Annotated in this window: 10 protein-coding genes; 1 reads left to right on the plus strand and 9 read right to left on the minus strand. The window is 45.7% G+C overall.

The features are described 5' to 3' along the window. Positions 1-14: 14 nt before the first annotated feature. Complete coding sequence (locus ACXABW_RS19755) at positions 15-1,181, minus strand: MBL fold metallo-hydrolase (RefSeq protein WP_457525128.1); 1,167 nt, start codon at positions 1,179-1,181, stop codon at positions 15-17. A gap of 104 nt (positions 1,182-1,285) precedes the next feature. On the opposite strand from ACXABW_RS19755, the gene ACXABW_RS19760 reads away from it, so the two are divergent. Further along, positions 1,286-1,903, plus strand: a complete 618-nt coding sequence (locus ACXABW_RS19760) for a TetR/AcrR family transcriptional regulator (RefSeq protein ID WP_457525129.1) — start codon at positions 1,286-1,288, stop codon at positions 1,901-1,903. A gap of 45 nt (positions 1,904-1,948) precedes the next feature. Here the strand turns inward: ACXABW_RS19760 and ACXABW_RS19765 are convergent, their stop codons facing one another. The 8 genes from ACXABW_RS19765 to icmH form a co-directional block, all read right to left on the minus strand. Next, positions 1,949-3,577, minus strand: a complete 1,629-nt coding sequence (locus ACXABW_RS19765; protein WP_265687325.1) for a methyl-accepting chemotaxis protein — start codon at positions 3,575-3,577, stop codon at positions 1,949-1,951. A gap of 177 nt (positions 3,578-3,754) precedes the next feature. Further along, positions 3,755-5,002 (minus strand): type VI secretion system ImpA family N-terminal domain-containing protein, encoded by a 1,248-nt coding sequence (locus ACXABW_RS19770; protein ID WP_457525131.1) that lies wholly within the window; start codon positions 5,000-5,002, stop codon positions 3,755-3,757. A gap of 50 nt (positions 5,003-5,052) precedes the next feature. Beyond that, entirely contained in the window at positions 5,053-8,598 is a 3,546-nt protein-coding gene (gene tssM, locus ACXABW_RS19775; RefSeq protein ID WP_457525133.1) for a type VI secretion system membrane subunit TssM, read from the minus strand. A gap of 4 nt (positions 8,599-8,602) precedes the next feature. Then, the gene (gene tssA / locus ACXABW_RS19780; protein ID WP_457525135.1) at positions 8,603-10,027 is read right to left on the minus strand and encodes a type VI secretion system protein TssA; all 1,425 of its coding nucleotides are present in this window, start codon (positions 10,025-10,027) and stop codon (positions 8,603-8,605) included. 7 nt (positions 10,028-10,034) lie between these two features. Next, positions 10,035-10,697: a type VI secretion system-associated protein VasI gene (gene vasI / locus ACXABW_RS19785; protein WP_265687329.1), complete on the minus strand. Its 663-nt coding sequence runs from the start codon at positions 10,695-10,697 to the stop codon at positions 10,035-10,037. Further along, positions 10,694-12,277 (minus strand): sigma-54 interaction domain-containing protein, encoded by a 1,584-nt coding sequence (locus ACXABW_RS19790; RefSeq protein ID WP_457525137.1) that lies wholly within the window; start codon positions 12,275-12,277, stop codon positions 10,694-10,696. The genes vasI and ACXABW_RS19790 overlap by 4 nt, the downstream gene beginning before the upstream one ends. Positions 12,278-12,279: 2 nt before the next feature. Continuing rightward, positions 12,280-14,895: a type VI secretion system ATPase TssH gene (gene tssH / locus ACXABW_RS19795; protein WP_457525138.1), complete on the minus strand. Its 2,616-nt coding sequence runs from the start codon at positions 14,893-14,895 to the stop codon at positions 12,280-12,282. A gap of 24 nt (positions 14,896-14,919) precedes the next feature. Further along, the gene (gene icmH, locus ACXABW_RS19800; protein WP_457525140.1) at positions 14,920-15,693 is read right to left on the minus strand and encodes a type IVB secretion system protein IcmH/DotU; all 774 of its coding nucleotides are present in this window, start codon (positions 15,691-15,693) and stop codon (positions 14,920-14,922) included. Position 15,694: the final 1 nt, after the last annotated feature.

A 15,694-nucleotide genomic window follows, 5' to 3' on the forward strand; every position in this document is an offset into this window, starting at 1 on the left:
TCTAGCTGTTTAAGTTAAAGCGCATTTCTCGCCAAAGCAGGCTCTTGCTCGAGCTCAATTCCTTGCCACCAATACGTATTGTAGATGCCACTATTTGGCTCGATAGTTTGCCCAACCATCGGGGTAGTCAGAACGGCACCAACCTTATTGGCTTCTTCAATCAAATCAGTCATTGGTTGGTCCCATTTATGAGCAAACAACTCAAATGTCGACCAATGAACGGGGAACAGTTGTTCCGCTTGCAAATCCAAATGCGCTTGCATGGTATGCCTTGCTTGCATGTGCCCCCAGTTTTCAACCGGGAACCCCTTGCCATCTTTCACGTTAGCCGCTACTTCAATGAAAGCCATATCAAACGGCCCAAGTTCGTCACCAATTTGTTTGAAATGAGTGTCATAAGCGGTATCGCCACTGTAAAAAACTCGTCCGTGGTTACCGCGAATGGCCCACGATGCCCATAACGTCTGATTCGAATCGAAACCAGTTCGACCAGAATTGTGGTTTGCTGGTGTCGCCGTAAATTCAACGCCATTGATGGTTTGCGACTCCCACCAGTCAAATTCCTGAATGCGACTTGGAGATACCCCCCACTTTTCTAAGTGTCGCCCCACGGCTAACGGAACAAAGAACTGTACTGGCTTATCGGCATAAAACCGGATTGTCGATTCTTCAAGATGATCATAGTGGTCATGCGAGATCACAATCACATCAGGAGTAGGCAAAGCATCACGAGTCACAGGGGCATTTACATTTCTATCAAATAACTTCTTAGCGATCCGGGGTGAAGCATATTCGAACACAGGGTCGATGAGTACTCGCGTTTTATCGACTTCAACCAACAAACTGGAGTGCCCTAACCACGTCACTCTTAAGTCGTCACTCGCAGTAGCGAGCTTCTCAATATCCACCGTTTGGTGAGGGAGCTTTGCCTGGGGCTTAAGTTTGCTGCGTTCAAAGAAGAACGTCCACATAACGCTAGACATGCTTTCTGAACTAGGAACATTAGGCATACGAGTAATCACTTTGTCGCCGTCGAATTGAGGTGAGTTCGCGATCCTTTCAAGTCTATGCTGTTCGCTTAACTGTGTATCAAGGTTTTCATCCGCTTTTAGCCAATGACTGAAACCTACAACACCTAATGCTGATAACACTGACGCTTTCATTGCTTTACTCATTTTCATGACCTATTCGCTATTCAAGAAAGTAAACGATGGTGTATACTTTAGACACTACCCAATTAAAAGTAAACACCATCGTTTACTTTTAATTACCCAAAGGGACAAGAATGATTAAGAGAAGTGATATAAAACAAGAAGATATCATTAGATCTGCCATCGAAGTTTTTTCTCAAAAAGGCTTTGAACAGGCCAGCATGGAAGGGATTTCCAAGCAAGCCGGCGTATCTAAACGGACACTTTATAAGTACTACCCTAATAAAGATGCCTTGTTTGAAGTTATTGTAGATAGGCTAATGTGTCGCTTTGATGACCAATGTGCTATCCAATTTGAACCTTCTGTGTCAGTGTCTTCTCAGCTCACTGAGATTACCTTGAAGCAAATGTGTTACATCAATTCAGAAGACTTTCAGATTACAGCTCGACTCGTGATGGCGGAATGTATCCGCAACCAAGAAACAGCTCAGGTGCTGATTAAGAAATTCACCGCCATAGAAGACTCTTACGGACTGCAGCAATGGGTGCAGCAAGGCATCGAGCACGGACACTTGCAAGTTGATGATATTGGACTTGCGGTAGAACAGTTTATCGGCAGTATTAAAGCCATTGTTTTTTGGCCTCAGTTACTTACCCACCAGCCCCCGCCTAGCTGTGAAGAAGTAAAAATCGCTGTTGAAGCGGCATCTAGAAGTTTCGACAGGACATATAGCGTAACATCAGCGCCATAAAAAAAAGCCGTATGGAAACATACGGCTTTTTTAATTCTTCTCTGATTACAGCTTAAAGAAAGCTAACTGAAGCTTCTGCTTTTCAGCTAATTGAGAAAGCTCACCACTTGCACTCGCGCTCTGGCTGATGCCCGCGACATTTTGGTTAACTAGCTCTGACATGTTAACAACACTACGGTTGATGTCTTGAGTAACCTGAGATTGTTCCTCAGCAGCAGTGGCTACTTGAGCATTTGAGTCGTTAATACAAGTCACTGACTCTGTAATACCAACCAGCGCATCATTTGCACGTCGGGTTAGCTCGTTATTACGCTCCAGCATTTCTAAGCTTTGCTGCATGCTGTCATTTGCTGTACCAGACTGCTTCTGAAGCTCTTCGATAATCGTTTGGATCTCGCCCGTTGATTCTTGCGTGCGCGCAGCCAACATGCGTACTTCGTCCGCAACGACTGCAAAACCACGTCCAGACTCACCAGCACGCGCCGCTTCAATAGCCGCGTTCAATGCTAGTAAGTTTGTTTGCTCAGAAACGCTGCGAATCACTTCGATAACATCATTAATCTGCTCAGATTGCTGTTTTAGTGTGAGTACAACATGCGCAGCTTCATTTAGTGCCACAGACATTTGCTCGCTTGCTTCGGCACTTTCTTTGAAAATCGACAAGCCAGATTTGGCTAACTCATCGGCTTCACGCGCTGTTGAGTCTGCCGTTGTGGCATTATCACTTACGTTATTTGCGGTGCTTGCCAACTCATTAACTGCTGAAGCAACTTGTTCGATTTCCGACAGTTCTTGCTGAGCATTTTGTTCTGATTGAGTCATTACCGCCGCTAGCTCAGTCGCAGCAGAAGCAACATCTTCGGAAATGCGAATAAGCTCATCTACAGTCTTGTGTAGCTGGGTTGCTGTGGTATTAACATCTTCACTCAACGCAGCGATTTCATTGGTACCGTCCGCATCGGCGCGAACAGACAAATCACCTGAAGCAAGCTGACGCATTACAGATTGAAGCTTCTGAACCGGGCTGACAATCATGCCTGACAATAACCAAGCACCAATAAGGGAAACAACCAGAACAGCCAACACTTTGATCATTGCAGACATCTGAACGCTAGCGTTCTGTGCTGCGCTTTCTTCCATTAGTTTCGACGCCACGACATTGACACTTTGCGACAAGGTGTTGATGCTCTCCACCATATGGTTACCAGCATCGCGATATTCAGAAATAAACTGCTCGTATTCGCGGTCGCTTAGTAAGCCTTTATCACGTTGAGTAAAGTAGCCAACAGCACGAGTCGAAAAGGCCACGTACTGTTCAATAGCCGCTTGAACGTCACCCACTTCATTACGGAACGTGTTGCGAGCAGCCATTTCATCCAATTCACGATTGATCACGGATAGCGTGCTATTTAACTCAGCCATAAACTGATCGCGACGGCTCGCATCATAAATTGCATAGACTGCACTGATTCGTAATGGGTATACCTGGTCATCGATCTGAGCCAGCATATCTTTGTAGTACATCAAAGATTCAGTGTTAGATTCCACCGCTTCTTGCTCACGCTGTAGATCGTTCTTAGTGATCCAAAGTGCAATGAACAAAGCGAAACAAGTGAATAACACGGGAAGTAATATTTGCGTTCGAATAGACACATTTTTGAGAGAGATTTGCATTGAAGCCTCTATTATATTTTTGTTATCAGCGTCCATGCGTTGGGAATAGTCCCAGATAATTTAAGGCACGAATATTAGACTTAGTTCACACTTTAGTCCAGATATAACGTGCCTATTATGAGAATAATTCGTTAAAGAGTTAGCAGGTGAATATCAAACCACATCAAACAATAAATCTCATTTATCTTTTAGCAACAACTCGGTATCAAGCACTTTCCAAGTCAAATTTTCTAAGCGCTGCTTTAAGATATCAAGTTCACGCTGAGCTTCACTGATCTGCCCTTGCTCTATCAAATCATCAACATATACCGCCCTGCCATATATCGGAGATAGGCTGACTGCGAAGTCTTCCATTGATTTAGTTTTTGATTGCAGTTCTCTCAATTTCCCTTTCTGCGCTAGAAGCGACAAATTAGCCATTTGAGTTCGAATTTGACTAAAACGCTCCATATAGCGCTGATTACTTTCAAGCGCCGACAACTTGGCATGTTGAACCTGGTCGTATAGTTCCTTAACTTCTTGGTCTTCCGGATAAAGAGACTTCAATGCGCTTGCGAATGCCTGTGCTTCAGCCTTGTATTCATAGAAAGGTTGCTGCAAGTTTTCAGTGACAGAAGAAGCATACAAAGGAACGACTTGCGGTCGAATGTCCTGACGCTGATTGTCATCAAATGCGCTCTTAAACACTTCAACTTGGCCCTGCTCTTTGAGAGTTGCTACCGTTTGGTCAACATAGTAATTGACCTCTGGAGCAGGCAAAAACTTAGGGATAATCATTGTGATGACAGCTAGAACCACACCAACTGCAGTACCAATATAGAACGCCTTTTTCTTACTTTTCGTTTCTTCTGTACTTTGTTCAGTGTGGTGCTGAACATTTGAGTGAGACAGCGTTTCAAGCCGATCAATATGCTCAAAGATGACAAAGCCAAGAGCTTCTAGATTGGGAAGATGACTTGGCTGCACAACTTGTAAAGTATCGTGCAATCTAGAGCAACTTTGCTCGCATCGGTACAGTTCCCTCAATACCTCATAGTTGGGTTTCAACGTTTTGAGCTCGACTAATGCTTTTGAAACTACCCAATCAATCAGCTCTTTCTGAGCCTTAGCAACTTTGTTATCAAATTGGCTTTGAACCGAAACCACCGTCGCCATTAATTCCATACCATTAGCAAAGCCCGCAAGCCCCTGCACTTTCATTGATGCAATGGCGTAATAACCACACATCATTAGGTCGAGACCATGGCTATGCGCTAACTTTTCACACTCATCTTTGACGAGTTTCCAATCTGTTGAGCCTGTGAGTGGAGAGTTTAGGCGATTAATTTGTGAACGGACTTTTTGGTAGCTGTCTTGCGCGCGTACCAGTTCTGAACTGACAACCAGATGAAAAGGCCTACCGTCGAGGTAAATAACATTGGACATATACTGCATTCCAAAAAATGTAGCAGGGAAGATCCCTGCTACGTTATAGGTTAATAAAGTGTTTTAGACAGTTTGAAAGACTTGAATAGCCGCTGAGTAAACGGGTTAATGTCTGCTTCAGAGTTGAGGCGATAAATCATGTCACCATTGTCGACCGAGAACTTGAAGTCCACAGAAGTCGGGCTGGCTGCGATAACATCACTAGAGTCGAGCAACCTAAAGAATGCCCACGGCCCTTGGATATTGATACTACGCGGCGACATATTGCTCTTAGTCGGCACCAGTGTCACTTTGGATACCGCAGACTCTCGCAACGTGTTTGGCCACACTAGCTCGACGCTCTCTCTCGGGCCATGGCTATAAGCCAGATACTGACCGTCAATATTGAGCACACTACGGCGCTTATTCGTACTCAAGCGCAGAGGTTCCATAGAGAAGTTCACATCCAAAATACCCTTGCGGTTGAAGAATGCTTGTTGGATCTTTTTCGCTTGGCTGAGTTGGTCTAACACTTCTTGTCGGATAATCGATTGATTGCTGTCCGTATCGCCTACTGAAATATTCTCCTCAATGAACATTTGTAGTTGATTGGTATAAAAGCTGTCTAATGTACCGTTAGGCGCGAAGAAGGCTTCAAAGTCACGCAGTGCTGCGTCCTTTCGTGAACCTGACTTAAACGGATAACGGTTAGAGAGTTTTTCTTCATATACGCTATACACATCCGAATACCAGCGAACCTCTAGGTGTTTAATCGCCTCTTGCTTAACGACATACCAACTTTCGTCAGCCAGCTTATTGATCATGCTGTCGAGTGGCTTAGGCAAACCAGAGGCAATGCGCTTCAAAGTGTAAATTGGATCGGCATTTTGTAATTTCACTCTTGCTTTGGTCGCATCCAGAGCAGCTGTACCAACATCGGGAGCATTTTGGATAGCGCTTAGGTAATTTTGTAACTCTTCGACTGCTCCCAACACTTCATTGAAATACGCTGGCTTGTCTCCAACGGGCGTGAGCATTGAGTTGAGTTCAGAGAATGGCGTATCAATCATCGAGGCCACTTTGTATTTCGGTGACTTTGCAATCTCTGACTTCGCCAGCTCTTCTTTAGGCAAGTTATCGAACAGTTCTGTGTTGGAGCGAAGTGTTCTTAGTAACCTCTGCATCGGCTCAACGTTACCGGTTAGGTTTTCTAATACCGCTACCGCTTCGTTGATATCCGCAAAGTATTTCACATCAATCTCATTCAACGCTGCCCGCCATGTTTTAGTGTAATCCGCCACGTATAGATCGCGAATCTTCCTGCGCAACGCTTGCTTGTCCGCTTCACTGAATTTCGCCGATTGAGATTGCCCCAATACCCAACTATCAATGAGTGCAAGCTCAGATACGGATTCCGACTTTGGCATGAAGTAGTTCTCAAAACCTTGCTTAGTCAGCATCTGAGGAATAAATAGTGCTTGGCTATCTGTTACGCGCTCCTGAAAGACAACATCGAACACTGGGCCAACGAGGTTACGAATGTTGATTGATGGCCCCAAGATTGTTTGCGCGTTGAGCTTCAGGTTACGATAAACACGCTGGTCATTTGGCATGAAACCAAGCTGTTGTTGAACATTGGCAATAATGGTGTCGTATGGCTTCATTACGTCTTCAGCCAGCGGATCGCCTTGCGCTCGGTCTTTTGCCAAGTCAGTATGCTTCATCGCATAGTCTAAATGGCCAAGTAACTGCTCTTGAACGTATCGCTGACCAGAAAAATTACGTTGCCAATATTTGCCAAAGTAGTCGAGCACATAATCTTCATAGCGGCCGCTCTTATCTACCATCATTCGATAAACACGAAGTATCGACAATTTCTCTTCATCGGTTTTGGCATTGTTCAGATCAACGACAACGTCGGCCATCAGCAGGGGCAAGAAACGAGTCTGAAGCAAGTTCAAGTATGTCTCTTCCACCATAGGGCCAATAGTGTGCCCTTGATACAGCCCAAAATCCGATATGTACTTTGGTTTATCACGGAAGAAGCCAAACTCCAGTGTCGCTTCACGGATTTTGTTTAACGGCTCTAACACTTCCTTCTGAGACATCGCGTTCGAACTGGATGCGAACTCCTGCTGGTATTCGTTTACCTTCGCTAACACGGCATCTGCTTGCTGACTGTTTGACAGGTAGTAACGATGCCAAGTCCCAAACAGCAGCACTGTCGCAATCGAGCCTACCAACGCGGTTAAGGCCATAATTCTGCGCTTTTGCCTAGTCACGCGAAAATTGTCTGACGCTAGCCCCGCTTCCGGATAGATGATTTGACCAAATAATTTTGACGTGAAGTAGACGGTAGAGTTCTTGGCGTTTTGTGCAGTATTAATCGCATGCGACAAGCCGTATCGACGAGAAGCCGCATCATCAAACGCGTTAGTGGGTACACCCTGCTGATAAACAGAGGTGAAGTAAGTACCACGTACCAGCGCTGAAGTAGAGAATTGATCGCTCGATAACGCATCTTCAAAGAAACGATGAAGAATATCTTTTAGCCCTGCCATCTGGCGTGTAAAGCTATACAAAGCATTACGTTCTTCTAGTGATACTGTATCGGCTAATGCATGCGGTAGGACATTATTAATGCGCTCGACGAACTGGCCATAGTCGGTGGTAAATTCCTTCAACCAGTTATCGAGGTCATCAACCGAATCAAGCGAGAACGTAAAGCCCAGCACTTCATCGCGCTGCGCTTTAGAGTAGTGTTTAAAGAAAGGCTCAAAACCATACATCAAATCCAGTTTGGTGAGAGCAATATAAACCGGTAAGCGTGTAGAAAGTGTTTCCATCAACTCGCGCAAGCGCGCACGCAACAAGCTTGCATAAGCCTTACGTTCTGATTCCGTACACGTTGCCAAATGTGATACGTCAACAGCCAATACAATACCATTCAGTGGACGGCGGCTGCGCGTTCTATCTAGCCAATCAACAAAATGTAGCCACAAGCGTCGCTCCATTTCACCATCGTTGTCTTCACTTTTATTACCTTGAGTCAGCAGTTCACCATCAGGATCAATCAGTACCGAATCATCCCCAACCCACCAATCGAATGAATATGGGTTCTCACTCTTTTTACCAGTCGCACGCATCACCGATGAAAACGCAAAGTTTTGACCCGAACGATTGATCAAACTGGTCTTTCCTGCATTCTCTAAGCCGAGAACTAAGTACCATGGCAATGCATACAGATAGTTACGCTTGTTGATACTTTCTTTCATACTGACCATTACTTGGTTCAGCTCTGATTCTTGTCGTTCTTCAAGTAATTTTATCGGGTCTTGCTTTAGACGCTCTTGATGCTGCTGCTCTTCGCGATAACCCACTAACGTACGCCATTGCCATAGGCCCCACAAAGCCAATGCAGCCAAAGAAAATAGTCCGCTCGCTATCGCTCTATGGAGAACGGAAGCCAAGGGTTGCTGCTCCTTAACAACCAGCCACGGCCCTGCCCACCAAATCGCGACATTGATGAGAATAACAAGGCTAAAAAGCAGTAGTGGCAATGCACTAATGAAGCCGGGTTTTAGCTGCTTAAATAGCCCAACAATATATTTCCACATGAACTTAGTCCTTTGATTTCACTGACGTTGTGAAGTTTTCTAATTGTTCTACTAATGAAGGTTCCCAATCGGTAACCGCCATTGCTTTGATTTGTTTATGCAGTGTTTGATAATGCTCTTGTGCCATCGCATCTAAGCTGTTGGCTTTGAGCAAATCTGCCGATAGTAAGCGCCAATAGAATCGGTCTCTTGGCTCCGTTGCTGAGACTAATCCGTCGTTAAGCATCGAAAGTGCCACCGCGATTCCGCCTTCTTTAGCAAGAGTGAACGCTTCTTCACGTTTTTCATTCCAATCACCCGACACGGTTTGACTACTCGAGGAATTGCTAGCAGGCCCCGCTTGTAACCACTGTTTTACGTCTTCGCTAACAAACGGCTCACCATCTTTGAATTTCAAGTCAATGAGCGACGGTAATCGATCAATGAATTTATGTGTTTCACTCCATATCGCTTCACACCATGCTGGTTTTCCGAGGTATTCAGCGATGCGGTAGCTCATAAGTTGGCCTTCAAACCAAAAAGGCGATATCGCCAAACTGTTTTCTACTTTCCGCCATAACGCTAAATCAGGTGAGCGCATCTGGTCTTGATATTCCTTAATCCGCTCTTGAGACATAGAACGAAGAAGCGTCTCTCCAGACGGTGAGTGATCCGGAGCCGACGTAACAGATGACCAGACTGCGTAACGACGTACCCGCAGTGAAAGCTCTTGACCTGCATCTTGTTCAAACAAAAAATCGGCCACTTTGAGTAGCGTTTGTTTGCTGGACTTTTCACTGGAGTTATCAATGGCAACAGGGGCTGGCTCGATAGTATTGCTCGCAACTGATGACGATGAGTTCGGTATCACCGCCTTTTGTTCTTGTTGTTTGCGTTCTTGCGCCCGTTTAAGCTCACCTTTGATTTTTACTATAGTGATCTCCACTGCATCCGAGCCTAAGCCTAAGGAAGATACCGATTGATCGAGCTTATCTAATGCCCCCATCAACTCATCAACCGCTTGAGCATCAAACAGGTTAAAGTCCACCTTTTCGCTCGCTGCCGAAAATCGTTGAATGATTTGGCTAAAGAACTTGCGACGTGGAAGCGCACCACGCTTGCCTGGCGCGGGGTAACATTCTTCCCAGTAGTGCGACATAAAATCCGCCAGCACCCACACTGAGGTGATGAAGCGCTCAGTTGATAATCGGTTATGCAGACATTGCAGCAAGTACACAACAAGCTTCAGGTCTTTGCTTTTTTCTTTTAGCAGTTTTAACGCGCTGTGCTCGACTTCATCCCATTGAACCGATGCATGGGATAGCGAACCCACTTTCATCATTTGATCTTCAATGAAGTCGAATAAAGAGTCATCTATCAGTCGATGTCCAATCGCGCTTTCCCCCTCGATAGGCACAACAATGCAATCACGGTATTGAGTTATTTCCATTTTAAACTCACCACCCACAGCGTTGTTTTAAAGCAGACAAAGACTGGTTAAGTTGTTGAGACTCGAATTCCAATCCATCGAGCTCCGCAGAGTTCGAACGAAGCACCAGTTTATCTAGCCGTGCCATTGCCCTCATCATTTCTATCGCTGGCAGCCCTCTTCCCGAGGAAAATACTAGCCCTGTTTCATCACTGCGCCAGTGCTGAACGGCACTTCCAACAACGGAGATAGTCACTCGGCCGTCTTCTAGCTCGTTGGGTAAGATGACTTCCACCCGACTAATATTGTCAATACAGCTCATTTGAAGAGTTGGGTACTCAAGTTCGCTACCGCTCTTAGGTTGATTGATCGCAGGTAAAGTCAGCCATGCATTACTGCCTTTACCTTCTCCCTTAGTATTAACCTGAGCTGTATGCGTATTCTTAGTACGCAAAGCTTCACTGTTCATCGCTCGAGTCCAAGAAACCGGCACACCACTAAAACTCGATGACTCAGCCATTGGAACCGGCGTATCAAACAACTCATCAAAGCAAGCTAATCGCTCTAAACGCTCATCGATCGCGGTGCACTGTTTCGCCTCGGCCAAAAGTTCAATATCAGTGGCATAAGCCAAGCTGCTAGAGAAAACCAGCAAGCCTATACCTAGCGTATTTCCAAGGCTTGTCTTCATGACGCTTCGATCTCCAGCTTCAAACATTTGTAAGCCAGAGTGCGCTTTGGCATACCCAGACTTTTTGCAGCTTTAGCCCTATCTCCTGAGTAATGACTTAAACGCGCATGAATAATTTGGTACTCATAATCCTTAACGGCTTGCTTCAAATCATTAATTTCGCTGAAGTCACGCACAGGCGTAGCCATGACTTCTCCACCTTGAACAACATCGCTGACATGGCTGATGGGTGAAACACTTGATGGAATACTGGCAGCACAATGCAACCGGTGAGTAAAGCAATTGGCTTCAACCTGAGTATTGTCTTGAGTCTGGGCACAGCCAAACTCAATTAAGTGTTTAAGCTCTCTCACATTGCCAGGGAAAGAGTGCTTGTTGAGGCAATCAATCGCTTTGTAGTGAACACCACGAATTTGGGTATTGTGGTGGACATTGTAATGTTTCACGAAGTGCTGACTCAGCAGTTCGATATCTTCTACCCGCTGCTTCAAAGTAGGCAGCGTGAGCGGGTACTGATATAACCGGTAGTAAAGATCTTGTCTAAAGGCTTTAGTACGCACTTGCTCAATCAGGTTCACGTGAGTTGCAGAAACGAGGCGAAAATCTGAGCTTTGCTCTTGCTTGCTACCTACAGGCCTAAATGATTTCGATTCCAGCGCACGCAACAACTTTGCCTGCAATGAAAGTGGCATATCCCCAATTTCGTCTAAGAATAAAGTTCCGCCATCAGCTTGGGCAATAAGACCTTGCTTATCGCTATCTGCTCCCGAAAATGCACCTTTGCTATAACCAAACAGCTCACTTTCGAGTAGGTTGTCAGGGATGGCCGCACAGTTAATAGCAATAAATGGTGCATTTGCGCGGGTAGAGAAGTCATGTACAGCTTGAGCGACTAGCTCTTTCCCCGTACCGGTTTCCCCTTGGATCATGACAGAAAGTTGTGATGACGCAGCGCTGACTACTTGCTCTCGCAGAGCAACCATTGCATTGCTTTCGCCCAGAAGGGTGCGGCTCAACTGGTTACACTTATTTTGTCGCTCAGTATCGCGCGTGTAATTAGTCAAAGATTCAGATAAATCGATTTTGGCACGTTCTTCTTTGACCATCTCGTTAAGAAGTGACCACTGGTTGGAGAAAACGTCTACATACTTGATGAAAGTTGGATCAGCAAACAAGTTTTCTAGTTCAGAGGTATCGCCAATCGCTAGCAATATCGACTGTACTCGACTGACTCCCAATGGCAGTGGCTGGATCAGTACATGCCCAAACATACCCACACTAGAAGTCAGTTGTCCGAACGCGCGGTTCGAGCGCCAAAATACCAGTTCATCAGAGGTTAATAGCATTGATTGAGCCGATTGCAGCACATGAGCAAACGGCGCATCAAAATCAGATACTGACCAAGAATAGGATTTTTCACTACCACATGGCTCCAGCATGCGACCATCCTGATTAGGCACCAGCAGCATGCATTCATCGAGTCGTAAATTACGTTTTATTGTCTCGACGAAGCTTGCTGCTAAAACATCTGGTCGACGTTGGCTGACAAGCTCCGTGGCTGACATTAGCCAATCACTCATCGTTACACTACCTCTCCAATGAATTCACCTTCGCTCGCTTTGAGAGAGATACGTTGCACGTCCTCTTTCGACGCTAACTTGTTAAGCAGAGCAAGCGAAACTGGCGGAAGCAATTGGCCTTCAATAATCGCTTCCAGCATACGAGCACCATTTTCGGAACGTGTCGCGCGAGTTAAGATTTCTTCAATCAAGCTCGGCTCGATATCTACCTCAGCGCCATATCGCTGTTTGAACAGGCTTTCTAAGCGACTTAGCTTGCCTTTCACGATTTGCTCCAACACCTCTTTATTCAGAGGTAGATAAGGCACAGTTTCCATACGTGCTAGCAGTGCAGGTTTAAAGAAAGCCGCAAGCTCAGGGTACAAAGCATCTTCAAGGTGTTCTGGGGTATCAGCGTGGTCAACAATCGTCTGGAAACCAAGGTTAGAAGTCAGGAAGAACACCACATTTTGGCAGTCAATCAAGCGTCCTTCACCGTCAGCAAGCTCCCCTTTATCAAATGCTTGGTAGAAAATATTCAACACTTCTGGGTGTGCTTTTTCTACTTCGTCGAGCAACACCACTGAATACGGCATTTTACGAATCGCTTCTGTTAACACGCCGCCTTCACCGTAACCAACATAACCAGGAGGAGAACCAATTAAGCGAGAAACGGTATGCTTTTCTTGGTACTCGGACATATTGATAGTCGTGAGGAATTGCTTACCGCCATATAACTGCTGAGCGAGTTGAACAACGGTTTCTGTTTTACCGACACCACTCGGTCCAACGAGTAAAAACGCACCTTTTGGTCGTCCAGGGCGACGAAGATCAGCTCGCGCAGTCAGTAGGTGGCGGTGAATGGTTGCAATTGCGGTGTCCTGCCCCTTAATCGCTTCACCTAGAATGCTGGTGAGATTAGTGATCTTTTCCAGCTCATCACTATTCATTTGGTCAACGGGCACACCAGTCCAATCAGCGATGACTTCCGCGACTTGCATCGAATCAACTTGTGGATGAATAAGTAATTCGTTGTGCGGGATTTCATCAAGCAGTTGATACTGCTGTTTGATTTCTTGCGTCAACGCAGCTATTTGGTCGCGCTGTTCTGGCTCCAGATCTTCAAGGTCGCTTAGTTCTGATAGCTGACGGCGAAGCTCAAGAATCTGTTCAACTGCCTCTTTTTGCATCCCCCAACTCGCCATTAAAGCGTCACGCTCAAGCTCGTCTTGCGCTTCTTTCTCCTGCAGTGAAGCTAGGCGCTCGACATCGATTTCTTGGCCGATGTATTTAGCGCGTTGAAGCATATCAATCTCAAGCTGACGCTGATGGCAGGCTGACTCCAAAAATGCTAAACGCTTCGGTGGCGTTGTCATGTTGATCGCAATGCGCGCGCATGCTGTATCTAGCACATCAATGGCTTTGTCTGGTAGCTGTCGCCCTGAGATATAACGAGCTGAAAGTTCAGCCGCTGCTCTTAACGCATCGTCGCTGATCAAAACATTATGAGACTGCTCATAAACACCGTTCAGGCCACGTAAAATATCCACCGCTTGGTCAATACTCGGCTCATCGAGCTTAACCAGTTGAAAACGACGAGTCAGTGCAGGGTCTTTTTCAAAGTATTTTTTGTATTCCTTCCATGTCGTTGCAGCGACTGTGCTCAACTCACCACGGGCAAGCGCAGGTTTGAGCAAGTTAGCAGCGTCACTGCCACCTTCTTGGTTTCCAGAGCCGATCAAGGTGTGTGCTTCGTCAATGAATAAAATGATTGGCTTCGCCGATTGCTTGATGGCGTCGATGATCCCTTTGAGGCGCTTTTCGAACTCTCCTTTCACCGACGCTCCCGCTTGAAGCAAGCCAAGGTCAAGTGATAGTAGCTCAACATCTTTGAGCATCGTTGGTACGTTACCCGCAATCACGCGCAGGGCAAGCCCTTCAATCATAGCGCTTTTGCCCACGCCAGCATCGCCAACTACAATTGGGTTGTTCTTACGACGACGGCACAGAATGTCGATCATCAGGTTGATTTCATTTTCACGACATAAAACAGGGTCTAACGCGTTATTTCGAGCTTGTTCAGTTACATTGGTGCAGTACTTTCCAAGTACACTGCTATCTTCAACCGCTAACCCTTTGTGAGCTGAAGCTTCGTGAACAACTGCCGTTTCCGCAGAATCTTTAACAATAAGATCAAATTCTTTGCGCAGAGTTTCGGTGTTGATCGAGTCAAGCTGACCAATCAGGGCGAAAGACAGATAGCGATCTTTACGAGCCAGTGCGGCAAGGAATATAGCGCCAGAGCGAAGCTCTGTTTGAGACAGTTCAGTGGTAGAAAGCAGCCACGCTTCCTGAAGCAACTCTACCAATAGAGGAGAAAACGCGGGGTAAGACTCCAATGCTTGTTCACGCGAGAAGCTTTCAACAATCGCTTGGTTAACCAATTCCACCTCAACATTGGCCGCTTTTAAAATCGCGCGCACGTCAGACAGTGGATTCTCAATCAAAATCGATAAGAAATGTTCAATGGTAACTTCACAGTGCTGTCTCTCGATGCATAGAGACGCAGCTTGCTCAAGGGCCAATTTGCTTTGTTCGTTGAGCTTAGAAATAAGTGTTGGTAATTCAATACGGATCATTTTGATCACCTAGCCTTGTTATTATTAGAGTATTTGATTGAGTTGGTTAATGACGTCTGACGATTTGTTGTGAAGTAGATAGGAGTAGCCTAAAAACACACCTACCCAAACAACGACAAAGCCAACCAATATTGACCAAACTGGAATTTGTGTACTGAGTTTGTACTTTGACTTCACAACATGTTCCGTCGCTTTGGTAAGCTCTTGAGGCTGACGTTCCTCAAGGCCATTCAGCAGTTCGTATAATTTTTTAACAACTTTTTCTCGCTCACTGCTACCGTTTTCCATCACTCGATATTTGCCTTCAAAGCCAAGCGTTAAGCAGCGATAGATGAATTCCAGCAGTACCCGGTAACGGGTCGGTTCATTTTCTAACCGTCCTAGGATGGTGAACACTTTCTCTCCTCCCCACGTTTCATCGTGGAAGCGAGACAACATTGAGTGCTCGGCCCAAACGCTAGACGCCCCCCAAGGCGTTCCCATCACCGACTCATCGAGAAATGCACAAAGTACATATCGGTAAGCCATTAACACTGCGTGTTCATGGCCTTGCTCGGTGAGTTCGATTTCAATGGCTTTTATCTCTTCGACCGTCTGCTTGTAAATCGAGTCGATATTGTCACACTCGACTAAAGAGCGGACGCGTAAAGCCAAACCAAATAACGGCGTGGAAGCATCGATTAACGGGTTATCGTTAAAACCTCTAAGCTGGAACCAGTAGTCTTGATCGTGATTGATCTGTTCAACATTATCGAACAGTAACTCGTTGAATTTATTGTTAGGTTGTGTCACATCCATG

This window comes from Vibrio paucivorans (genome assembly GCF_054053395.1).